At 59.2% G+C, this 20,980-nt stretch carries 22 protein-coding genes and 2 tRNA genes; 18 read left to right on the top strand and 6 right to left on the bottom strand.

What is annotated here, in order from left to right; translation table 11 throughout:
- The first annotated feature begins 3 nt into the window (after window positions 1–3).
- The gene (locus R1T40_RS05910) at window positions 4–1,065 is read left to right on the top strand and encodes a methyltetrahydrofolate cobalamin methyltransferase (protein ID WP_317386222.1); all 1,062 of its coding nucleotides are present in this window, start codon (window positions 4–6) and stop codon (window positions 1,063–1,065) included.
- A 268-nt stretch (window positions 1,066–1,333) separates the two neighbouring features.
- Here the strand turns inward: R1T40_RS05910 and R1T40_RS05905 are convergent.
- Window positions 1,334–1,423: transfer RNA gene (locus R1T40_RS05905), tRNA-Ser, on the bottom strand.
- 121 nt (window positions 1,424–1,544) lie between these two features.
- Between R1T40_RS05905 and R1T40_RS05900 the strand changes: the two genes are divergently transcribed.
- From R1T40_RS05900 to R1T40_RS05870, 7 genes are all read left to right on the top strand, one after another.
- Window positions 1,545–2,420 carry a DUF2059 domain-containing protein gene (locus R1T40_RS05900; RefSeq protein WP_317386221.1) on the top strand — a complete coding sequence of 292 codons (876 nt, stop codon included), beginning with the start codon at window positions 1,545–1,547 and terminating at the stop codon, window positions 2,418–2,420.
- Between the two features lie 235 nt (window positions 2,421–2,655).
- On the top strand, window positions 2,656–3,258 hold the full coding sequence (locus tag R1T40_RS05895) for a 50S ribosomal protein L21 (RefSeq protein ID WP_106163633.1): 603 nt from the start codon (window positions 2,656–2,658) through the stop codon (window positions 3,256–3,258).
- A 12-nt stretch (window positions 3,259–3,270) separates the two neighbouring features.
- Entirely contained in the window at window positions 3,271–3,540 is a 270-nt protein-coding gene (rpmA, locus tag R1T40_RS05890) for a 50S ribosomal protein L27 (RefSeq protein WP_106163634.1), read from the top strand.
- A 210-nt stretch (window positions 3,541–3,750) separates the two neighbouring features.
- Window positions 3,751–4,287, top strand: coding sequence for a GNAT family N-acetyltransferase (locus R1T40_RS05885; protein ID WP_106163635.1), 537 nt, complete (start codon window positions 3,751–3,753; stop codon window positions 4,285–4,287).
- A 174-nt stretch (window positions 4,288–4,461) separates the two neighbouring features.
- A complete protein-coding gene (gene obgE / locus R1T40_RS05880; RefSeq protein WP_317386220.1) occupies window positions 4,462–5,508 on the top strand; it encodes a GTPase ObgE in 1,047 nt (348 codons plus the stop codon).
- Window positions 5,496–6,602, top strand: coding sequence for a glutamate 5-kinase (gene proB, locus R1T40_RS05875; RefSeq protein WP_317386219.1), 1,107 nt, complete (start codon window positions 5,496–5,498; stop codon window positions 6,600–6,602). Before obgE ends, proB begins: the two co-directional genes overlap by 13 nt.
- A 92-nt stretch (window positions 6,603–6,694) precedes the next feature.
- Complete coding sequence (locus tag R1T40_RS05870) at window positions 6,695–7,960, top strand: glutamate-5-semialdehyde dehydrogenase (RefSeq protein ID WP_317386218.1); 1,266 nt, start codon at window positions 6,695–6,697, stop codon at window positions 7,958–7,960.
- A gap of 74 nt (window positions 7,961–8,034) precedes the next feature.
- On the opposite strand, the gene R1T40_RS05865 is transcribed toward R1T40_RS05870, so the two are convergent.
- Window positions 8,035–8,631, bottom strand: coding sequence for a histidine phosphotransferase family protein (locus R1T40_RS05865; protein ID WP_317386217.1), 597 nt, complete (start codon window positions 8,629–8,631; stop codon window positions 8,035–8,037).
- A 29-nt stretch (window positions 8,632–8,660) separates the two neighbouring features.
- Here R1T40_RS05865 and R1T40_RS05860 point away from each other — a divergent pair, with 29 nt between their 5' ends.
- The 5 genes from R1T40_RS05860 to tsf all read left to right on the top strand — a co-directional run bounded on the left by R1T40_RS05860 (window position 8,661) and on the right by tsf (window position 12,448).
- The gene (locus R1T40_RS05860; RefSeq protein WP_106163640.1) at window positions 8,661–8,843 is read left to right on the top strand and encodes a DUF3553 domain-containing protein; all 183 of its coding nucleotides are present in this window, start codon (window positions 8,661–8,663) and stop codon (window positions 8,841–8,843) included.
- A 108-nt stretch (window positions 8,844–8,951) separates the two neighbouring features.
- Window positions 8,952–9,713, top strand: coding sequence for a GNAT family N-acetyltransferase (locus R1T40_RS05855; protein ID WP_106163641.1), 762 nt, complete (start codon window positions 8,952–8,954; stop codon window positions 9,711–9,713).
- On the top strand, window positions 9,710–10,555 hold the full coding sequence (locus R1T40_RS05850) for a lysophospholipid acyltransferase family protein (RefSeq protein WP_317386216.1): 846 nt from the start codon (window positions 9,710–9,712) through the stop codon (window positions 10,553–10,555). The genes R1T40_RS05855 and R1T40_RS05850 overlap by 4 nt, the downstream gene beginning before the upstream one ends.
- 169 nt (window positions 10,556–10,724) lie before the next feature.
- Window positions 10,725–11,492, top strand: coding sequence for a 30S ribosomal protein S2 (gene rpsB / locus R1T40_RS05845; protein WP_106163643.1), 768 nt, complete (start codon window positions 10,725–10,727; stop codon window positions 11,490–11,492).
- A gap of 80 nt (window positions 11,493–11,572) precedes the next feature.
- Window positions 11,573–12,448, top strand: coding sequence for a translation elongation factor Ts (gene tsf, locus R1T40_RS05840; protein WP_317386215.1), 876 nt, complete (start codon window positions 11,573–11,575; stop codon window positions 12,446–12,448).
- A 413-nt stretch (window positions 12,449–12,861) separates the two neighbouring features.
- On the opposite strand, the gene R1T40_RS05835 is transcribed toward tsf, so the two are convergent.
- Both R1T40_RS05835 and aroQ read right to left on the bottom strand, forming a co-directional pair.
- Window positions 12,862–13,617 (bottom strand): LuxR family transcriptional regulator, encoded by a 756-nt coding sequence (locus R1T40_RS05835; RefSeq protein ID WP_106163645.1) that lies wholly within the window; start codon window positions 13,615–13,617, stop codon window positions 12,862–12,864.
- On the bottom strand, window positions 13,614–14,063 hold the full coding sequence (gene aroQ, locus R1T40_RS05830; protein ID WP_317386214.1) for a type II 3-dehydroquinate dehydratase: 450 nt from the start codon (window positions 14,061–14,063) through the stop codon (window positions 13,614–13,616). The genes R1T40_RS05835 and aroQ overlap by 4 nt, the downstream gene beginning before the upstream one ends.
- Before the next feature lie 564 nt (window positions 14,064–14,627).
- On the opposite strand from aroQ, the gene R1T40_RS05825 reads away from it, so the two are divergent.
- From R1T40_RS05825 to R1T40_RS05815, 3 genes are all read left to right on the top strand, one after another.
- Complete coding sequence (locus R1T40_RS05825) at window positions 14,628–15,665, top strand: phosphotransferase family protein (RefSeq protein ID WP_317386213.1); 1,038 nt, start codon at window positions 14,628–14,630, stop codon at window positions 15,663–15,665.
- Window positions 15,666–15,803: 138 nt separating this feature from the next.
- Entirely contained in the window at window positions 15,804–16,505 is a 702-nt protein-coding gene (locus R1T40_RS05820) for an enoyl-CoA hydratase/isomerase family protein (RefSeq protein ID WP_317386212.1), read from the top strand.
- 80 nt (window positions 16,506–16,585) lie between these two features.
- On the top strand, window positions 16,586–16,774 hold the full coding sequence (locus tag R1T40_RS05815; protein ID WP_106163649.1) for a hypothetical protein: 189 nt from the start codon (window positions 16,586–16,588) through the stop codon (window positions 16,772–16,774).
- A gap of 229 nt (window positions 16,775–17,003) precedes the next feature.
- Here the strand turns inward: R1T40_RS05815 and R1T40_RS05810 are convergent.
- Together R1T40_RS05810 and R1T40_RS05805 are read right to left on the bottom strand one after the other, a co-directional pair.
- Window positions 17,004–17,080: transfer RNA gene (locus tag R1T40_RS05810), tRNA-Arg, on the bottom strand.
- 189 nt (window positions 17,081–17,269) lie between these two features.
- Window positions 17,270–17,836, bottom strand: coding sequence for a YcbK family protein (locus R1T40_RS05805; RefSeq protein WP_106163650.1), 567 nt, complete (start codon window positions 17,834–17,836; stop codon window positions 17,270–17,272).
- Between the two features lie 360 nt (window positions 17,837–18,196).
- On the opposite strand from R1T40_RS05805, the gene R1T40_RS05800 reads away from it, so the two are divergent.
- Together R1T40_RS05800 and lpxD are read left to right on the top strand one after the other, a co-directional pair.
- Window positions 18,197–19,819 carry a L,D-transpeptidase family protein gene (locus R1T40_RS05800; protein WP_317386211.1) on the top strand — a complete coding sequence of 541 codons (1,623 nt, stop codon included), beginning with the start codon at window positions 18,197–18,199 and terminating at the stop codon, window positions 19,817–19,819.
- Between the two features lie 37 nt (window positions 19,820–19,856).
- Window positions 19,857–20,930: a UDP-3-O-(3-hydroxymyristoyl)glucosamine N-acyltransferase gene (gene lpxD, locus R1T40_RS05795; protein ID WP_317386210.1), complete on the top strand. Its 1,074-nt coding sequence runs from the start codon at window positions 19,857–19,859 to the stop codon at window positions 20,928–20,930.
- The last annotated feature ends 50 nt before the right edge of the window (window positions 20,931–20,980 follow it).

Raw genomic sequence — 20,980 nt, 5'->3', positions numbered from 1 at the left:
TCAATGACCCGTACTGTCGTAGAATCTAAGTCAAAAACCGCCATTCTGGGCTTTGACCAGCCGTTCTGCGTGATCGGTGAGCGGATCAATCCCACCGGCCGCAAGAAGCTGGCTGCGGAGCTGGAAGCAGGCGATTTCTCCACCGTGGAGAAAGACGCGCTCGCACAGGTGATGGCGGGGGCCAACATCCTCGATATCAACGCGGGCGTGGTCTACAATTCCAACCCGAACCCCAATGAGACCGAGCCGCCGCTGATGACCAAGATCATCGAGCTGGTGCAGGGTCTGACCGACACGCCGCTGTGCATCGACTCCTCTGTTCCCGCCGCGCTTGAGGCCGGTCTTCAGGCCGCCGAAGGCCGTCCGCTGCTGAACTCCGTCACCGGCGAAGAAGAACGTCTGGAACACGTGCTGCCGCTGGTGAAGAAGTACAATGTTCCTGTGGTGGCAATCTCCAACGACGACACCGGCATTTCCGAGGATCCCGAAGTCCGCTTTGAAGTGGCCCGCAAGATCGTGCAGCGCGCCGCTGACTTTGGCATTCCCGCGCATGACATCGTGGTTGACCCATTGGTGATGCCGATCGGCGCGATGGCGACCGCGGGCCAGCAGGTGTTTGCCCTGGTGCGCAAACTGCGTGAAGAGCTCGGCGTGAACACCACCTGCGGCGCTTCCAACGTATCCTTCGGCCTGCCGAACCGTCACGGCATCAACAACGCCTTCCTGCCGATGGCCATGGGCGCGGGCATGACGTCTGCGATCATGAACCCGGTCGCGCTGCCTGTGAACCAGAAGGCGATCGCCGAGAAAAAGGAACAGGTTGCAGCTGCTGGCATCATCCTGCCCGAGGACATCGATGACGAGACCTTTGTGACCCTGTTCGGCCTCGGCTCCACCAAGCCGCGTGCGGGCAAGGAGATGGAGGCGATCCGTGCTGCCAACCTGCTGACCAACAACGACCCGCATGGTGGCGACTGGATCAAGTTCAACAAGGCCCCAGTCAAAGAGGGCGAGGAAGTCCGTGGTCGTGGTGGTCGCGGTGGCGGTCGTCGCCGTCGCGCCTGATCCGCAGCCTTTGAGATATGCAAAAAGCCGGGTGTCAAACCCGGCTTTTTCTATTGTGGTTCATTGTCGCGTTGTGGAGACCGCCGCGCGTTCCAGATTTTGCAAACAAGGCAGTGCGATCAATGCAGCGGAGCAAATCGCGACGCGCGAAACATTAAAGTCGTCGCGCGTAGGATGTAGGTCGAGTTATCTGCTGATACATGTCTGTGACGTGCCCGCACGCTATCCAGTGAAGCTGACAACTCACTTTGAATATCGTGGGGAATAATGGCGGAGAGACAGGGATTCGAACCCTGGGAACCCGTGAAGGCTCAACGGTTTTCGAGACCGCCCCGTTCGACCACTCCGGCACCTCTCCGCGGGGGGTGTGAGGGCGTTTAAAGGTGATTTTCACCACGTGCAAGGGGCGAAATCACAGTTACTTCAAGAAAGTGGGATTTTGTTTTGCGCCGGCGAAGCAAGCACCTACATTCTCCACTATGATCATCACTCGCACAGCGTTCCGCCGCCCCGCCACCCGTGTCGCGCCTCTCTTGCGCAGTCTCTGCGCGCTTGCCGCGTGCCTCGTTCTCTTTCTGCCCAATCCGGCGCGCGCTGTGGAGCGGGATCAGATCAAAGCCTTCCTCGAGGTGACCGGATTTGACGTCGCGCTCGAGAGCATTGCCCAATCCGCCAGCGATGCACCGGCGATGCTGGGTGCGGATGCTGGCGACTTCGGTCTCGAGTGGGAGCGCCTAACAGAGGAGGTCTTTGCTCCGGATCTGATGCAGACGATGGCGCTGGATATACTTGAGGACACGCTGTCCTCGGAGGCGCTGTTCCACGCAGCGGAATTCTACGCCTCGGATCTCGGTCAGCGGCTGGTCGTCGCGGAGAATGCATCCCATCAAAATCAGGACGCCACCGCCGCGCGTGAGGCGGGTGAGCAGCTGATCAGCGACTTGGTGGAGAGCAGTGACCCGCGAGTCGCCCTCTATCGGGACATGAACACTGCGATTGGGGGCACTGATACGGCTATCCGGGCGGTGCAGGAAATCCAGTTCCGCTTTCTGATGGCAGCCTCGGCAGCGGGTGTGATTGACATGCGGATCGATGCGGATGGGTTGCGCGCGCTGATGAAGGCACAGGAAGGCGAGATGCGCCGCAGCATGGCCGCGTCCAGCCTTGCGAACTCTGCTTATACCTATAGGGACTTTTCGGCCGACGAGGTCGCAGCCTACGTCGATGCGCTGGAGGACCCGTTGATGCAGGAGGTCTATGAGCTTCTCAATGCGATCCAATATGAGATTCAGGCCAATCGCTTTGAAGAACTGGCCCACCGCATGCGGGAGCTGCAACCGGTTCAGGATCTCTGACCAAAGGCCGGGCAGGGCGGCTGCCCCCTTTTTACGTATGCGCTGTGGATAACGGGTTGACTTAGGGCTGCATCAAGGTCAAAAGCCCGCATCCCGGCCCGGAGTCTCCGCGCCGGGGTTTATTGTCATACCGCCCCGATCAAGGGGCGCGCTGTTCGAGGTGAGAGGGCACGGCCCTGTCGCAAACACCCCGAAAGGGGGACCGAAGGACGCGGTGAGAAAAGGAAAGACTGAAATGTTCGCAGTCCTGAAGACTGGCGGCAAGCAGTACAAAGTTCAGGCGGGCGATATGCTCCGCGTGGAAAAATTGTCTGCAGACGCTGGCGAAACCGTACAATTCAATGACGTTCTGATGATCGGTGGCGACAGCCCCGTTGTCGGCGCTCCGCTCGTGTCCGGCGCTGCCGTTCAGGCGGAAGTGGTCGATCAGATCAAGGGTGACAAGGTCATCAACTTCGTCAAACGTCGTCGTAAGCACTCCTCCAAGCGGACTGTCGGTCACCGTCAGAAGCTGACCCTGGTCAAGATCACCGAGATCCTGGCCTCTGGTGCGGATGCCTCCGGCGTCAAAGCGGCAACTGGCAAAGGCGACGCAGCTCCGGCTGCCAAAGCGCCCAAAGCCAAGGCTGCCAAAGCTGCTGCGCCCGCAGCCGCTGGTTCCGACGACTTGACCCAGCTGACCGGTGTTGGTCCCGCTGCTGCCACGAAGTTGCAGGCCGCTGGCCTCACCACCTTCGCTCAGATCGCAGCCTTGTCCGAAGACGACATTGCTGGTATCGAGGCCGTCAAGATCAAACCCGAGTGGGTTGAGCAGGCCAAAGAGCTGGCTCAAGGCTAAGGAGAGACAAGAATGGCACATAAAAAAGCAGGCGGTTCGTCCCGTAACGGTCGCGACTCCGCAGGTCGCCGTCTTGGCGTGAAACTGTATGGTGGTCAGTCGGCCATCTCCGGTAACATCATCGTGCGTCAGCGCGGTACCAAGTTTTGGCCGGGCGAAGGCGTTGGCATCGGCAAAGATCACACCATCTTTGCAATCGCCAACGGCAACGTGACCTTCCACAAAGGCCTCAAGGGCCGCACCTTTATTTCGGTTCTCCCGGCGGCGGAGGCCGCTGAGTAAGCCGAACCTAAGGGTAGTAAAAACTTCAGGGGGATCGGTTATACGACCGGTCCCTCTTTTCGTTTTTGATGGGAATTTTCAAAGCTGCGAGAGACCTGAGGCACGGCCTGCCTTGTTTCTTGAACCGGCGCGTCCCATTTCATCGGCAACGGGATGGAGGAGCAAGTCCTTGTTCTGCCGATATTATGAGTATTTAGGAGGATCGAGGTCATGGATTTGGATCAACTGGATCAACAGGCCATAATCAACGCAGATCGGTTCGACCTGCGCCCCCTGCGTCCGTCGGATGCCGGGTTGATTGCCTATTATGCAGGGGACGCGCGGGTTGCCAAGATGACCGCTCCGATCCCGCACCCCTATCCGCCTGGCGCTGCCGAAGCCTATGTGAAGCGCGCGATGGAAGCGGAGAAGGGGGAATTCACCTGGGCCATTGACGGCACCAAGGATGACAACGCCGAGCTGATGGGGGTGATCTCCCTGAAATCCATGGATCGCAACCAGTCGGAGGTTGGCTATTGGGTGGCGCCGCCATTCTGGAACACCGGCTTGGCGTCGATGGCTGTTCAGTTGCTGGTGGAAACCAATCCCCTGGGCGATGCCGCCATGTTCGCAAGCGTGTTTCAAGATAATCCTGCCTCGGCACGGGTTCTGACCCATTGCGGGTTTGAGTATCTGGGCGATGCGGAGGATTTCTCCGTTGCGCGCGATGCAAACGTGCCGACCTGGACCTACAGCCGCAAGCTGTAAGGCCAAAAGACCCAGATCAACGCGGGCGCGTCAGGCGGCGGGCTCGCGTGTTTGATCCATGGCCTGACCCGCGCGAGGCGCGCCACAGCCATGCACAGACATCAATAGACGCAGGGTTGAGCCATCCCCTGAATTCAAGTATTGGCGATCCAGCTCTAACACTGAGGCCCACTCATGAAATTCCTCGATCTGGCAAAGGTCTACATTCGCTCCGGCGCCGGCGGGAACGGATGCATCAGCTTCCGACGCGAGAAGTATATCGAATACGGCGGTCCCGATGGCGGTGATGGCGGCAAAGGCGGTTCGGTCTGGGTTGAGGTCGTGGATGGCCTGAACACCCTGATTGATTTCCGCTATCAACAGCACTTTTTTGCCAAGAACGGCCAGTCGGGCATGGGGCGTCAGCGCTCCGGCAAGGACGGCGAAGACATTGTCTTGCGGGTGCCTGTGGGGACCGAGGTCCTTGATGAAGATGAAGAAACCGTTCTGGCGGATCTGACCGAGATCGGCGAGCGCTTCCTGCTTGCGAAGGGTGGTAACGGCGGTTTTGGCAACCTGCACTTCAAGTCCTCCACCAACCAGGCGCCGCGACGTGCAAATTCCGGCCAGGATTGCGTTGAACGCACCATCTGGCTGCGGCTGAAACTGATCGCCGATGCAGGTCTGCTGGGACTGCCGAATGCCGGCAAGTCGACCTTCCTGTCGTCGACCTCAAACGCGCGGCCGAAGATTGCCGATTATCCCTTTACCACCCTGCACCCGAACCTGGGCGTGGTGGGGATTGATAATACCGAATTTGTGATGGCCGATATTCCCGGCCTGATCGAAGGCGCGCATGAGGGTCGCGGCATTGGCGACCGGTTCCTCGGCCATGTGGAACGCTGCGCCGTGCTGCTGCATCTGGTTGATGGCACCTCGGAGACGGTGGCCGAAGATTACCGCACCATCATCAATGAGCTGGAGGCCTATGGCGGCGAACTGGCCGACAAGCCCCGCGTGACCGCGCTCAACAAGATCGACGCGCTGGATGACGAGGAACGTGCCGAAGCCCGTGCTGCACTCGAAGCAGAGGTTGGCGCGCCGGTGATGATGATGTCCAGCGTCAGCCGCGAAGGTCTGGATGGTGTGCTGCGCGCAGTCCGCTCCCAGATCGACGATGACCGCCTGCGGATCAAACAGGCGGAGGCATCTGAGGAGGAGGACTCCCCTTGGCAGCCCTGACCACGGCCCGCCGCGTCGTCATCAAGGTCGGCTCGGCGCTTCTGGTTGACCGCAACAGCGGCGCCCTGCGTCAGGACTGGCTCCTGACGCTGGCCGAGGACGTGGCACGATTGAAAGCGCAGGGCAAGGATGTGATCCTGGTCTCTTCCGGCTCCATCGCGCTGGGGCGTGGCGTGCTTGGACTGCCATCTGCGGAGCTGCCGCTGGAACAATCCCAGGCCGCCGCCGCCGTCGGGCAAATCCGCCTGGCCCGCGCATATGAGGAAGCCCTTGCCCCGCATGGGATCACCACGGCGCAGGTGCTGGTCACGCTGGAGGACAGCGAGAACCGCCGCCGCTACCTCAATTCCCGCGCCACGCTGGAGACGCTGATCGGCCTTGGCGCGGTGCCCATTGTCAATGAAAACGACACCATCGCCACCGATGAGATCCGTTACGGCGACAATGACCGGCTGGCAGCGCAGGTTGCGGTGACAGTGGAGGCTGATGTCTTGATCCTTCTGTCGGATGTGGACGGGTTCTACAGCGCCAATCCCGCGCTTGATGCGGGTGCCAAACGCTTTGACCGGATCGACACCATCACGCCCGAGATCGAGGCGATGGCGGGCGACGGGGTCTCGGGCCTGTCCAAGGGCGGCATGATCACCAAACTGCTGGCGGCCAAGATGGCAACCGCTGCGGGCTGTGCCATGGCGATCACCGAAGGGTCGGTGATGTCGCCGGTGCGTGCCCTGGAAGAGGGCGCGCGTTCGACGTGGTTCACCGCACAGGGCGACCCGCAGGTGGCCCGCAAACGCTGGATTGCCGCGATGAAAACCCGTGGTGTGATCACCATCGACGAAGGCGCGGCGACCGCGCTGGCCAATGGAAACAGTTTATTGCCCGCAGGGGTGCGTCATGTGGAGGGCGATTTTGGCCGCGGGGAACCGCTGGCCATCCTCGGCCCAGACGGGCGCAAACTGGGGCAGGGGCTGAGCCGCTATACAGCGGAAGAAGCCCGGGCCATTCAAGGGCACCGCTCTGCGGAAATCGAGGACATCCTCGGCTACGCCGGACGCGCGGCCCTGATCCACCGGGATGACATGACCCTTTGATCCTGTCATTCTAAGGACAGCGAGAATTTTCTCCGGCGCATGACGTGGCGGAGAAACTCGAACCCCGCCTGGGAAAGAAAAGGGCATATGACATGAAAGATCTCGACAACATCCCCGCGCTGATGGCGGAGATCGGCACGCGTGCGAAACTGGCGGCACAACATCTCGCTACCGCAAGCGCCGCGCAGAAGGAACAGGCGCTGAACGCCGCCGCAGAGGCCGTCTGGGCCGCGCGCGCCGATATCATAGCGGCCAACGCCCGGGACCTGGAGTTTGGCCGCGACAAGGGGCTGTCCGCGGCGATGATGGACCGGCTGATGCTGGACGAGGCGCGTATTCAGGGCATCGTTGATGGACTTCGGGCCGTGGCTGCACAGGAGGATCCGGTTGGTGCCGTCCTAGAGGAATGGACCCAACCCACGGGCCTGCGCATTCAACGGGTGCGCACACCGCTTGGCGTCATCGGCGTGATCTACGAGAGCCGCCCGAACGTGACGGCAGATGCGGGTGCGCTCTGCCTCAAATCCGGCAATGCGGTGATCCTGCGCGGTGGCTCCGAGAGCCTGCATTCGGCGCAGGCGATCCATTCCTGCCTTGTCACAGGTCTGCGCACGGCGGGTCTGCCGGAAGACGCGGTGCAGCTGGTGCCGACCCGGGATCGCGCGGCGGTGCAGGAACTGCTGACCATGACTGATCATGTGGACGTGATCGTACCGCGTGGCGGCAAGGGGCTGGTCGGGCTGGTGCAGCGCGAAGCCCGCGTGCCGGTCTTTGCCCACCTCGAGGGCATCGTGCATATCTACATCGATAAACACGCGGATCGCAAAAAGGCCATCGACGTGGTCCTGAACGCCAAGACCCGCCGGACCGGTATCTGCGGCGCGGCTGAATGCCTGCTGATCCATCAGGATGTGGCAGAGAGCATCGGCAAGGACGTGCTGGACCTGCTGGCGATGGGCGGGGTGGAAATCCACGCCGAGGAAGGACTGCCCGGTCCCGATGATATGCAGATCGCCACGGCAGAGGATTGGGGCAAGGAATACCTGGATGCGATTATCGCCGCCAAGAAGGTTGCCGACATCGACGCGGCCATCGCTCATATTCGCACCCATCACTCGGCCCATACCGATTGCATCATCACCGAGGATGACGCGGCGGTGGCGCAGTTCTTTACCGAGCTTGATAGCGCGATCCTGATGCACAACGCCTCAACCCAGTTCGCCGATGGTGGCGAGTTCGGCATGGGGGCAGAGATCGGCATTGCCACCGGCAAGATGCATGCGCGCGGTCCGGTGGGGGCTGCGCAGCTCACCAGCTTCAAATACCTTGTGCGCGGTGACGGTACAGTTCGTACCTAAAGCCAAGAAAATACGCCGAAACCAAAAAACGCCGCTGGAGTTCAGCGGCGTTTCTTATTGTATCGGCAAGGGCTTCAGAAGCTGATCGAAATCTTCTCAAGGCTCTGATTGAATGACAATTGCTTGTCTGCTTCGCGCGCCGCAGCCGGCAACAGAGCGAACTGCACGAGAGCGGGGGTAATCTCCACCTCGGCAGCGTCGGTTGTGAGGCTGGCCCACAGGTTTTCGTCAACATTGATTTTGCGACCTTCTCCGGTCACGGTCCAGCCATCCGTGCTGCGAAGGATCTGGATTGTGCCGCCATAGGGCAGGGCGCTTTCCAGGCACAGACCAGCGAGAAACGCCATCCGCACATCACGCCGTGCTGCAGCCTCCTGCGAGGACCAGTTGTAGTTGATACGCGCGCCTTTGCTGACATCGCCGAGCACGCTTGCGATCTCCATGCGGCCCAGTTCCTGCTCACCGGCAGCACCGAAGGCGACGCGAAAAAACCGAATGCGAGCATTGGCATTGTTGACGCTGTCGGAGATCAGCTCCAGTTCCGGCCCCTCGAGCGAATTGGACATGCCTAAAAGCTCCAGACCGTTGTTGATCGCCCCAACCGGGCTGATCAGATCGTGACAGATCCGTGAACCTACCAATGCGGCCAAATTGGCGCTATCTACACCCATAACATTCCTCCAATAGGGCCATTCAAAACATGAACGACCTGAATACCATCTTCGCACCCGGCATGTTTGCCCGACACCCCGACCACCCGGAATGGGGGCTGGGGCAGGTGCAGTCAAACGTGGGCGGCAAGATTACTGTCAACTTTCCCGACCAGGGCAAGGTCGTTTTCGATGGCGCGCGCATTGCCCTTGTTCCAGTCTTTGATCCGTAAAAACGGTTTATGAAACGTTAACCAAACGCATACAAGTGTGCATATATCTTGCGCGCGAATATGCCTATGCGCTATTTGCCCGCCAAAAAGTAAGGATAAAGCAGAGCCATGCAGGACGGCGCGCCAGAGTTTTCCGTGAGAATTGCCGAAACTGAGCAGGACCTGCGAGCCGCGCAGGCCCTACGCTACGAGGTCTTCGTGCGTGAGTTGGGCGGCAGTGGTGCGATGGTGGACCATGAGGCCGGATTGGAGCGGGACAAGTTTGACCCGTACTTCGACCATATGCTTGTCAGTGATGACCGCTTGGGCGAAGTGGTGGGAGTTTACCGCCTGCTGCGCAGCGATCAGGCGCAAAAGCTGGGTCAGTTCTACTCCGAAGATGAATACGATCTGTCGGCATTGCGCAGCTCCGGGCGCAAACTTCTTGAGCTGGGCCGATCCTGTCTGCATGCCGAGTATCGCGGCGGTATGGCGATGTTTCACCTCTGGAACGGGCTGGCCGCTTATGTCGCGGATCACCAGATCGACGTTCTGTTCGGGGTTGCCTCTTTTCACGGCACCGATCCGCAGGCCTTGGCGCAACCCTTGTCGCTGCTGCATGCCAATCACCTGGCGCCCGAAGATTTGCGCGTACGTTCAAGAGCCTACCAGCCGATGAACCTGGTGGACGGGGATCAGATTGATCGCCGCGCTGCGATGGTGGACACACCCGCGCTGATCAAGGCCTACTTGCGGCTCGGTGGATTTGTGGGGGATGGGGCCTATGTGGATCACGCGTTCAACACCACTGACGTCTGCCTGATCCTCGACACTGCGCGGATGAATGAACGTCAAAGCCGCCTCTATACGCGCGGGACCGCCGCTGAATGACCGTCAGCTGGAAGAGTGAGACACCGCCGGAACAGGTTCGGATTACGCCGATGGGATGGCTGCGGGTCGGTCTGCGTGGCACCGCGTTGGCGATACTGGTCTTTGGTTGCCTGTTGCTCTTGCTATTGGTGCGTCTGATTGAACGTCCCATTTGTGGGGTGCAGCGGCCGGTCACGCCCTTCATCACGATGTTTGTCTGCCGCAATGCATTTCGCATCCTGAGCTTGCGCTTTGACACCAAGGGCGCGCGGATGCATCACCCCGGTATCATTGTCGCGAACCATACGTCATGGCTCGATATTTTTGCCCTCAACGCACGCAAACGGATCTATTTCGTGTCCAAGTCCGAAGTGGCGGCATGGCCCGGAATTGGCTGGCTGGCGCGCGCCACCGGCACGGTGTTCATCGAACGTGATCGCAAGAAATCCAACGAGCAGAAGGCGCTGTTCGCACAGCGTCTGAAAGCAGGGCATAAGTTGCTGTTCTTCCCGGAAGGCACCTCAACCGACGGTCTGCGGGTGCTGCCGTTCAAGACGACACTGTTTGCTTCACTGTTTGAGCCAGAGTTGCGCGATATCCTGTATGTGCAACCGGTTTCGGTGGTGTTTCATGCCCCAACGGACGCCGAGCGCCGGTATTACGGCTGGTGGGGGGATATGGATTTTGGCAACCACCTGCTGAAGGTGCTCGCGACCCAGCCGCAGGGCAGGGTGGAGCTGACCTACCACGCCCCTGTTGCGGTGCAGGCGTTTCAGGATCGCAAGGCGCTTGCCGCATATTGCGAGGCGACGGTGCGCAAGGGGCACATGCAAATGCGCAAGCAGCTGCCGGAACAGCGCTGAGACGTTGGTTTTGCGCTTGCGCACCTGGCCAAGCTGGCTTATACGCGCGCCATCGAACCCACAAGCGGGGTTTGGCCTGATCGGGGGAGACATCCCTGACAGACCGCCGGTTGGCCGCGAAAGCGTCTGAACCCCCGCTGAGGATAAAACCGGAAAAGGATAGAATAGCATGGCTCTTCCCGAGTTCTCCATGCGTCAGCTGCTGGAAGCTGGCGTACACTTTGGTCACCAGACGCAGCGTTGGAACCCCCGTATGGGTCCGTTCATCTACGGCGCGCGCAACGGCATCCACATTATGGACCTGACGCAGACTGTTCCGATGCTGGACCAGGCACTGACCGCGATTCGTGACACCGTTGCCAAAGGCGGCCGCGTTCTCTTCGTTGGCACCAAGCGTCAGGCCGCAGCGCCGATCGCCGAAGCTGCTGAGAAATCCGCACAGTACTACATGAACCACCGCTGGCTCGGCGGCACGCTGACCAACTGGAAAACCGTTTCCCAGTCGATCAACCGCCTGAAGGAAATCGATGAGCGTATGGCAGCCGGCGCCGACGGCCTGACCAAGAAAGAGCGCCTGCACATGGAGCGTGACCTGGAGAAGCTGCAAGCCTCTCTCGGCGGTATCCGCGACATGGGCGGTGTTCCTGACCTGCTCTTCGTCATCGACGTCAAAAAAGAAGCACTGGCCATCGCCGAAGCCAACAAACTGGGTATCCCGGTTGTGGCCATCGTCGACACCAACTGCTCCCCCGATGGCGTAGACTACATCATTCCGGGCAACGACGACGCGGCCCGCGCGATCACGCTTTACTGCGATCTGGTTGCTCGTGCAGCTCTGGACGGCATGACCGCTCAGATGGGCGCTGCCGGTGTTGACCTCGGCGCACTGGAAGAAGCACCGGTCGAGGAAGCGGTGGCAGAAGAAGCCAGCGCCTAACCCGACAGCGTGTCATCGATTTGACATGTGGGGCAGGTTAGACCTGCCCCAAACCGCATTTGACTTGAGGAGAGGCCAAGATGGCAATCACTGCAGCAATGGTGAAAGAACTGCGCGAATCCACCGGCGCAGGCATGATGGACGCGAAGAAAGCACTGGTCGAAAACGACGGCGACATGGAAGCCGCTGTTGACTGGCTGCGCACCAAGGGCCTTGCCAAAGCGGCCAAGAAATCCGGCCGTACCGCCGCAGAAGGCCTGGTGGCCGTGGTCGTCGACGGTGGCACCGGTGTTGCTGTCGAGGTGAACTCCGAAACCGACTTCGTTGCGAAAAACGCCGATTTCCAGGCCATGGTGTCTGGCATTGCCAAAGCTGCCCTGACTGTGTCCACGGTTGAAGAACTGGCAGACGCGGATCTGGACGGCAAAACTGTCGCCACTACCGTGACCGACAAGATCGCCACCATCGGCGAGAACATGGCGCTGCGCCGGATGGCGAAGCTGGAAGGTGAAACCGTCGTGTCCTACGTGCACAATGCGGCCACCGACGGCATGGGCAAAATCGGCGTTCTGGTTGCACTGACCGGCGGCGACGAGGCGATCGGCAAGCAGGTTGCGATGCATATCGCAGCTGTGAACCCGGCGGCTCTGTCCGAGGCAGACATGGATCCGGCGATCGTCGAAAAAGAGCGTCAGGTTCAGATCGACATCGCGCGCGAATCCGGCAAGCCGGAGCAGGTCATCGAGAAGATGATCGACGGTCGCATGAAGAAATTTGTTGCTGAATCCACCCTGCTGAACCAGCAGTTCGTGGTGAACCCGGACCTGACCGTGGAAGCGGCAGCGAAGGAAGCAGGCGCGACCATCACCGGCTTTGTTCGTGTGGAAGTTGGCGAAGGCATCGAAGTCGAGAAAGAAGACTTCGCAGCTGAGGTGGCCAAAGCCGCAAAAGGCTAAGCCTAGGCCGCAGCATTGAGCTGATTTGACCCCGGTGCGCGTGTCGCGCCGGGGTTTTTCTATGTGCTGTGCTATTGATGGCCTTCTGCCGGAACGCTGACAGCGGCTCGAAATGACAGCCGACCGAAGCGCGCGCTATCAAGTACCTGATCTGAGATGAAATGGGAGGGAGTGGTCTCCGGCTGTTGACGCGGAAGAATACACGCCAACAACCAGACAGGTCAGAGAGCCTTGAAATAGCAAGGTTCGTTTCCCGAAGTCCCTAGGCTAAGCCACCACTCACGGAACAGTTGTATAGTGCCGCATAAACACCCGTAGGTGAAGTGCTGTTTTCCTTACCTTGTGAAAGGCTTATCGCATGAAATATTCGCCAAACCGTCATCAGTCCGTTTCAATGGTCGACAGCCGCGCGCTTAGTATTCGATCGCGTACATCTGATTGTGTAGTGCTGCCTTCAGGATCGCCTGAGCAGTCGTTTCGACCGACAGGGCTTCCCGCGCAAGACGCAGGTGCTTTTCGATGGTCGCGGTCGTCAGCCCCATCAACAACGCGATGTCCTGGGTCGTCTTCCCATCACCCACCCACTGCAAAACTTCGCGTTGGCGCCGCGTCAACCCACGATTGGGGGCGTTATAGGGCAGGGTGAGGATCTTCAGATGGGCGACATTGTTCATCAACACGATGTCCTGCCCATGCTCGGCCCAGATCTGATCCACGTCCGCCTGACGCAATTCGCGGCGCGCTGCCAGGGCGATGGCGCCCTTGAAGCGATCCGTCGCGGAGTTGAAGCTGATGGTGTAGCCCGCATGCACGCCCATCTTCTGGTTGAAATCGTGAACCGCCTGCGCCTTGCAATCAAGACGTCCTTGCGCGGCCAACTCATGCGCAATCCCCCAGCTGGCAAAGCCTTCGTTTTGCAGTGCCCAGGTCAGCATCGGTGCGTGAGAGTAGAGGCCATCGCCCAAAAATCCGCTCAGGTATTCGGGGCTGTGGTTCGATAGGACGACGAAGTCATCAGGGTCGCCGAGAGACGTCTTTGTCTTGAAAAGAGTATAGCCATAGATCAACCGATCAAATCCGAACCGGCTCATCTGACGGACGTGGCCATGCCACAGCTCTTCGATCGAATTGCACTGCGTGACGTAGTGAAGATATTCGGACGTGATCATGGATCTTGTTTGCCCGAACAGTGCTGAACAAGCGCATCCAAGGCCAACAGATAGCCGAACGACCCAAAACCACAGATCTGCCCGATCACCGCCTTGGAGATATAGGAGGTCTGCCGGAAGGCTTCACGCGCGTGAATATTCGACAGATGCACCTCGATCGTGGGCAGCTCAACCGAGTAGATCGCGTCCATCAATGCAACGGACGTATGGGTATAAGCGCCCGCATTGAGGATGATCCCGGCGTGCGTCCCTTTGGCTGCATGGATCTGATCCAGCAACGCGCCCTCATGGTTTGATTGAAAGCAGCTGACCTCAACCCCGAGTGTGGTGCCGTGGCGTCGGCAACGATCCTCGATCATCTCCAACGTCTCGGACCCATAGACCTCCGGTTGACGGGTCCCAAGCAGGTTCAGGTTCGGGCCGTTGAGGATCAATACGCGCGTCATTTTCTGTCCTTTCAGGGCATCGACCAGTATCAGCGTGATCGCCCTTCGTGTTCTTCTTTACCCGTTGATCGTAGCTCCTGCGAACACAGGCACAACGAACGCATTCTGCACTTCTGCTCCAGACCGCGAACCGGTTGAAGGCGTTAGAAACATGCTAATGTTTTTCATAAAATGCCATGCTGGCAAAGGAAGAGCCAGTTTCACGAATATTTTGATCCACTCAAACGCGAAAGTCGAGGGGGAAATACGCGCGAAAGGCTGTCAGTCATGAGGCATCTGCACGGGGGCACCTCGTATCCTGACAGAGGGTGTGATCTGGTATGACGTGACGTCGCCATTCCACCCCCTACGTTGTACCGGGGCCGTCCGGCTGACATCCTCGTCATCAGAGGTTCGCCGCGAGCGTCAGGGTCCAGCAGGGGATCATCGGGGATCGGGGAGCTCTCATTGAGCAGAATACCATCGCAGCCAACCCTGCACTTGTGCCGTGCAACGCCGTGGCGACTTAAGAGTTTCTTTTGTTTATGGTCACTTGCAAGTGACAGTTGATGCAGGAGTTTTCGCATGAGTACCTCCACGGCGCAGCTCGACACTGAAGCAGTCGCACGCTTTGTCTCGGGAAGATTGCCGGGGTTCACAGAGGCTGTGACTGCGCAAAAATTTGCAATGGGGCAGTCGAATCCGACCTACCTCTTGCAGGCCGCTGCCCACAGATATGTTCTGCGGCGCAAGCCTTTGGGAACGCTTTTGAAATCAGCACATGCTGTGGACCGGGAGTTCCGCGTCCTCTCAGCGCTGCGCGGGACTGCGGTTCCAGTTCCGACCGTGCATCTCCTGTGTGAAGACGAGGACATTATTGGCTCTGTCTTCTACATCATGGATCATGTCGAGGGCAGGACGTTCGGCGAACCCCGGCTGCTTGAATTGCCCAGAGCTGACAGAGCTGCAACGCTGGACGAGATGAATCGCGTTCTTGCAGAATTGCATATGATCGATGTGGGTGATGTCGGGCTTTCTGATTATGGGCCACCTGGCAATTATTTCGCGCGGCAGTTGGCCCGCTGGTCCAAGCAGTACCACAGCTCGCAGACTGTTCGCATCGATGCGATGAACACGCTGATCAGAGAACTGGAAGCCACTCTGCCAGAAGATGATGGTCAGCGAACGCTGGTACACGGGGATTTTCGGATCGACAATATGATCTTCAGCCCGGACGGGCGGCAGTGCCGCGCCCTGCTTGATTGGGAGCTTTCTACGCTCGGCCATCCCTATGCGGATCTCGCCGGTGTGATCATGCAGTGGCAAATGCCGCCCGGCAGCGAGGGCCGTGGGCTTGCCGGCGTGGATCGTGCCGCTGAGGGGCTGGTCACTGACACGGCCTTCGTTCAGGCGTACTGCGACCGGCGGGGCCTGACGGGAATTCCCGATTTTGGTTTCTATCTCGCGTTCAGTTTCTTTCGCATGGGGGCGATCCTGCAAGGGGTTTTGAAACGCGCTATGGACGGTAATGCGTCCAATCCAGAACAGGCGCAGAAGCTTGGCAGTTATGTTCCGCAGTTCGCGCGCGCCGGGCTGGATGCGCTCGAGAAACCGGATCTTTAGGGCCGCAAACCCATACAATTGAACGCGTCTTCCCCTGCGTTGGTAACACATTGGCAAACCTCAAGGTCCAGAGTCGGACGTGGTGGGCGTACAGTTTTTTTCTGCATACGCCGTTAAATCGGGAATTTTGGGGGCAATATGGAACGCGACGAATGGCTCAACCGCCGGCTACATGGTGATGGGGTGGTTGAACTGCAGCTTGGACACGCACCGGAAAACCAGCTAACACAGGATTTTCTGAGAGATTTCACATTTCAAATCAAAGAAATGTCCGTCGATCCTGATGTGAAATCAGTCCTCCTCAGCAGCCCGTTCAAGGATTTCTCAACCGGCGTTGCACCTGATGCGAGTGCGGTTGGGGCGGATCTGAACGCGGCCTTTCTTGCACTTTACGCATGTCCGAAACCGGTGGTGATCGCCTCTGTCGGTCTCTGCTCCGGCGCCGGCATGTTCTTTGTTCTTGCCAGCGATGTGCGTGTCGCGCACGCGCGTGCAGGTTTCGAGATGACTGAGGTTCAGCTTGGCTCCGAATATCCGATTGCGCTTATGGAGATTGCGCGGGCGTCGCTGGACAGCAACACGCAAAGGCGCCTGATGTTGACGGGGCAACGTCTCGGTCCGATTGCGGCGCGCAATGCCCAAATCATCGAAGTGATCGCTGACGATTTGGAGGACCTGCACGGCTATGCACTGAAGGAGGCACGTAAACTCGCGGCTCTGCCTGCAGAGGCTTTCGCGCGGATCAAATTTGAATTGCGTGCTGGCACGATCAATCGGATCGAAGATCTCTTGGACGCAACGCTATCGCAGGATCAGACCACACCGCGCATGGCGGGCTGACACGGGGATACGACACTTGGCGCCGCCGCTCTGCCGTTGTAGGGAAACGGAAACAAATGGGCTGCAAGAGGCGAGGGACCATGAAGGGAAACAAGATCGAAGTGAGCCGCACGGACGATGGAAAAATCCTCGTCAACAAGGGCACATGGACCGATGTTTTCCCCGAGGACCAGCGAGAGCCCTGGGCGCAGTGGTATGAACAGATGCATACGCACTACGCCTACGAAGGCTATGCAGACATGGCAAAGGCCTTGCGCGCATTGACGTAGCACAGATCGTGCCCAAGGCGCTCGTGTGTCAGCCTTTACACCGCAAAGGGATCACGTCGGGCTGCATCACCCTTCGCGGCGCTGTTTCAGTTTGACCTGCGACTTTGAGAATGTAGCCGACCGCAGTCTGTCAGCGCTGCATGGAACGTATCGCGCGCAAGACTAACAGTATCCAGCCAAAAGGTAGTAAAGGCTGCGCCCTTCGAAAACCGTCAATGTTTTGATGTAATGGCGCACCTGAGAGGATTCGAACCTCTGGCCTCTGCCTTCGGAGGGCAGCGCTCTATCCAGCTGAGCTACAGGTGCGTCTGTGAGGGCGGATATACGCGGATGTCGAAAAGTCTGCAATGAAAAAAACGCGTTATCCGCGAATTCGTTACGCTCATCTCTACGACAACAAGCCGGCCTGAATACGCGGCGCACACGCCAAAACGACAAACGGCGCGCTGTAAGATGACAGCGCGCGATCCCGATACAGGACAACAGTCTTGACGTTCAGCCGCGCCACGTGCGGACAACGCCGCAATCCATATGCACGAAATTGGAGCCGTAGTAGCGACCAACGCCGCCTGCTTTGCACGCCTGAGCAGCCTGCGCCATCTGACCAACAGAGCGCGAGGCAAGACGCAGATCGGCGGCCTGACCCGACATGTGCAGCGATTTCTTGGCCACACCGCGTGACCGGCTGCGAAGCATCGCGTTGGTTTGCGGGCTTCTATAACCAGACAGCAGGAGGTAGGGCTCGTTGACCTCGAGGAGGTTCAGAGACGCTGACATGATGTCAATCGTGCGCAGATCGATCGACTTGACCTGATCGGTCCGCCAATCGCGCATGAAGTGATTAACTTCCTTGACGGCATCTTTGATATACTTGCCATCAATCCAGTAGATCATATCCAAACGCTCGCCTGTACGGCCTGAATACATGCGAATTCTACGGATGTCGCCGCCTCCGCGAAGGAAGCCGGCGGCCTGAGAGTATGTTGGGGCTGCTGCGACTGTTGTGGCCGCAAATGCCTTCAAGAGTGCTCGACGGGAAAACCCGGTATTTTTTTCTGCCATTGTGATGAGCGTTGTCCCATACGCTTTTGTGGTCACAGGTCCCGATATTTCGGGTACCTTTTCGCGCCTTTGTTGCGCAGCTGTTGTATGGCACAGCAGGAATCAGCTGCCAACAAATGAATGGCGGGCCATCCGAATGTGGTGTTTTTTCGGCAGAAACTTGCGCAACAGGGGAGGTGAGAGGTCATTTTCCCCCTCATCGCATGGAACAATTCGCGGTTATTGGGGCCTGACGGCATCATCGCCACACCTTCGGTACGCCTGATGCAAATGTGAGTGGACTTGCAAGGGGCCCGTTTACCTACACTCGGATAACGTCTATCCGCACCTCTTGCGTTGTATCTTGGAGTTTATTGAAAGATGTCGCTGGCCTGCGCACCAAAGTTCTCTTCCCTCATCACCGGTGGCCTTCTGGCTGCAGTGCTGGGCGCCTCTGTATTCTTCGCCGATGACGCGGCTGCGTCGTCCACGGGGTTCCGTCAGGCCGTGGCAGAAATGGCTTGGGAGGATGAGGCTGTTGCCTCTTTCTACCGCGAGACCGGCTATGCGCCGCTTTGGACTGCGGACACGCCCGAAGCCAAAGCGCGGCGACAGGCCTTTATGCAGGCGCTGGAAGAGGCCTCAATGCATGGGCTTCCGGATATGTCGCTCCGCGCCTCCGAACTGGTGGCGCAAATGCGAAATGTTCGCTCGACCCGCGATTTGGGCGCGGTCGAAGTGGCCCTGAGCCGGGCGCTGGTCGACTATGCAACCGACCTGCAAACCGGTCTGGTGAATACGCCCTCCTCGATCGACGAAGGGATCGTCCGGAACAAGCATAAGGTAGACGCCACAGGGTTCCTGAGCGGTATATCGAGCGAGCGCCCTTATGCGTTTCTGCAAAACCTTGTGCCGGCCTCGCCCCAATACCGTGCGCTGATGCGTGAGAAGATGCGGCTTGAGGCCCTTCTTAGCGCCGGTGGCTGGGGGGCAATCGTCCCCGTCCGCAAGATGGAGCCCGGCGACACTGGCCCCACAGTGATTGCCCTGCGCAATCGGCTCGTTGCCATGGGGTATATGAATCCCACGGCGACGCGCAGCTATGACCTCGCGCTTGAGGATGCGGTGCGCCGTTTTCAGGATGAACACGGGCTTGCGGTAGACGGCGTCGCGGGTGAGGGCACCCTGAATGAGATCAATCGCCCGGTGACGGATCGTATCAAATCTGTGCTGGTGGCGATGGAGCGGGAGCGTTGGCTGACCCCGGATCGCGGCGAACGCCATATTCTGGTGAACCAGACCGATTTTACAGCCAAGATCATCGACGACGGCGAGATCACATTCGAAACACGGTCCGTCATTGGCAGCAATCGCAGTGATCGCCGCACGCCAGAATTCTCCGACGTGATGGATCACATGGTGATCAATCCAAGCTGGTATGTGCCGCGTTCGATCATCACCAAGGAATATCTGCCGAAGCTGAAAAACAACCCCAACGCCCACAGCTACATCGAGATCACCGATAACCGCGGGCGGGTTGTGAATCGCAACAACGTGGATTTCAGCCAGTTCACCGCGCGCAGCTTTCCGTTCGCGATGCGGCAACCGCCGAGCAGCCGCAACGCGCTTGGCCTAGTCAAGTTCATGTTCCCGAACAAATACAACATCTACCTGCACGACACGCCTCAAAAGAGCCTGTTCGGGCGCGAAGTGCGCGCCTTCTCGCATGGCTGCATCCGCTTGCAGAAACCGTTCGAGTTCGCCTATGCGCTTCTGGCACGGCAATCCGACACGCCGAAGCAGTACTTCCACCAGGTGCTGAACAGCGGCAAGGAGACCAAGGTCACGCTTGAGACCAAGGTGCCCGTGCACATGATCTATCGCACCGCCTTTGTGTCTGAAGATGGGCGCGCAGAATTCCGCCGTGACATCTATGGTCGTGACGCCAAGATCTGGTCCGCGATGGAGCGGGCAGGGGTGGCGCTTCCCGGCGTTCAGGGCTAAGTCTCGGGCCAGGATCCGCTTTTGGAGGAATGGCCCGATGTACACCGTTCGTGAGATCGCCGATGCCCTTGGGGCCGAGGCCGCTGGTGCAGTTGATCTGACCATCACCGAAGCCGCAGAGCCACAGGACGCCGGTCCTGATGCGCTCGCCATGGCGATGTCACCCAAATACGCCGAGGCGCTGTCTGCAGGCACAGCCCGCGTTGCACTCGTCTGGGAGGGGGCCGACTGGCAAGGCATGGGGCTGGACGCCGCGATCTTTGTCGTCCGTCCGCGCCTCGCCATGGGCGGTGTCACGCGTATGCTCGACCCTGGGCAGCGCGAAACGCCAGGCATTCATCCCTCCGCGGTCATCGACCCGACCGCCGTGATCGAACAAAATGTCACCATCGGCCCGCTTGCGGTGGTCGGCCCCAACGCCGTCATCGGCGCAGGGAGCCTGATCGGCGCGCATTGTTTCATCGGTGCGGATGTGACCATCGGCGTGGACGCCAACCTTCGTGAAATGGTCTCGATCGGGGCTCGGGTCACCATTGGGGACCGGTTTCGTGCGCAGCCCGGGGCGCGTGTGGCCGCGGATGGCTTTTCCTATGTGACGGCCGAAACCTCTGGCGTCGAGAACGCACGCAAGACCATGGGCGACCAGGGCGAAACAGAGACACAACCTTGGCTCCGCATACATTCACTTGGGTCTGTAAGGATCGGAAATGACGTTGAAATTGGCGCTAACTGCACGATCGACAACGGCACGATCCGAGACACGGTGATCGGCAATGGTACCAAGCTCGACAACCAGGTGCACATCGGCCACAACTGCCGCATCGGTGATGATTGCCTGCTCTGCGGACAGACGGGTCTGTCCGGGTCGGTCGACGTCGGCAACAATGTCGTGCTGGGTGGCCAATGCGGCGTCGCTGACAACCTCTTTATCGGCGACCGGGTGATTGCCGGCGGCGGCACCAAGATCCTGTCGAATGTGCCCGCGGGCCGTGTCGTGATGGGCTACCCTGCCGTGAAGATGGACACCCATACGGAAATGTACAAAGCACAGCGCCGGCTGCCACGGCTGATGCGCGATCTCGACGCATTGAAAAAGGCTGTTTTCAAATAACCTTTCAGTCAGTAAACCTCAGGCAATCTCATCTCCCGCAGGAGCCGCTC

Source organism: Tritonibacter scottomollicae, assembly GCF_032924845.1.
GTDB lineage: Bacteria > Pseudomonadota > Alphaproteobacteria > Rhodobacterales > Rhodobacteraceae > Epibacterium > Epibacterium scottomollicae.
Note: the sequence above shows the minus strand (reverse complement) of the source record. Positions and strands in the feature narration are given on the sequence as shown.

Bases quoted from the DNA above. Each gene is read 5' to 3' on its own strand.
- R1T40_RS05820 (WP_317386212.1), top strand. From the start codon at position 15,804: ATGGAACGCGACGAATGGCTCAACCGCCGGCTACATGGTGATGGGGTG.
- tsf (WP_317386215.1), top strand. From the start codon at position 11,573: ATGGCAATCACTGCAGCAATGGTGAAAGAACTGCGCGAATCCACCGGC.
- R1T40_RS05815 (WP_106163649.1), top strand. From the start codon at position 16,586: ATGAAGGGAAACAAGATCGAAGTGAGCCGCACGGACGATGGAAAAATC.
- R1T40_RS05870 (WP_317386218.1), top strand. From the start codon at position 6,695: ATGAAAGATCTCGACAACATCCCCGCGCTGATGGCGGAGATCGGCACG.
- R1T40_RS05855 (WP_106163641.1), top strand. From the start codon at position 8,952: ATGCAGGACGGCGCGCCAGAGTTTTCCGTGAGAATTGCCGAAACTGAG.
- R1T40_RS05900 (WP_317386221.1), top strand. From the start codon at position 1,545: ATGATCATCACTCGCACAGCGTTCCGCCGCCCCGCCACCCGTGTCGCG.
- R1T40_RS05825 (WP_317386213.1), top strand. From the start codon at position 14,628: ATGAGTACCTCCACGGCGCAGCTCGACACTGAAGCAGTCGCACGCTTT.
- R1T40_RS05860 (WP_106163640.1), top strand. From the start codon at position 8,661: ATGAACGACCTGAATACCATCTTCGCACCCGGCATGTTTGCCCGACAC.
- aroQ (WP_317386214.1), bottom strand. From the start codon at position 14,063: ATGACGCGCGTATTGATCCTCAACGGCCCGAACCTGAACCTGCTTGGG.
- R1T40_RS05910 (WP_317386222.1), top strand. From the start codon at position 4: ATGACCCGTACTGTCGTAGAATCTAAGTCAAAAACCGCCATTCTGGGC.
- R1T40_RS05885 (WP_106163635.1), top strand. From the start codon at position 3,751: ATGGATTTGGATCAACTGGATCAACAGGCCATAATCAACGCAGATCGG.
- rpmA (WP_106163634.1), top strand. From the start codon at position 3,271: ATGGCACATAAAAAAGCAGGCGGTTCGTCCCGTAACGGTCGCGACTCC.
- obgE (WP_317386220.1), top strand. From the start codon at position 4,462: ATGAAATTCCTCGATCTGGCAAAGGTCTACATTCGCTCCGGCGCCGGC.
- R1T40_RS05800 (WP_317386211.1), top strand. From the start codon at position 18,197: ATGTCGCTGGCCTGCGCACCAAAGTTCTCTTCCCTCATCACCGGTGGC.
- R1T40_RS05865 (WP_317386217.1), bottom strand. From the start codon at position 8,631: ATGGGTGTAGATAGCGCCAATTTGGCCGCATTGGTAGGTTCACGGATC.
- R1T40_RS05895 (WP_106163633.1), top strand. From the start codon at position 2,656: ATGTTCGCAGTCCTGAAGACTGGCGGCAAGCAGTACAAAGTTCAGGCG.
- R1T40_RS05850 (WP_317386216.1), top strand. From the start codon at position 9,710: ATGACCGTCAGCTGGAAGAGTGAGACACCGCCGGAACAGGTTCGGATT.
- R1T40_RS05835 (WP_106163645.1), bottom strand. From the start codon at position 13,617: ATGATCACGTCCGAATATCTTCACTACGTCACGCAGTGCAATTCGATC.
- lpxD (WP_317386210.1), top strand. From the start codon at position 19,857: ATGTACACCGTTCGTGAGATCGCCGATGCCCTTGGGGCCGAGGCCGCT.
- R1T40_RS05805 (WP_106163650.1), bottom strand. From the start codon at position 17,836: ATGGCAGAAAAAAATACCGGGTTTTCCCGTCGAGCACTCTTGAAGGCA.
- rpsB (WP_106163643.1), top strand. From the start codon at position 10,725: ATGGCTCTTCCCGAGTTCTCCATGCGTCAGCTGCTGGAAGCTGGCGTA.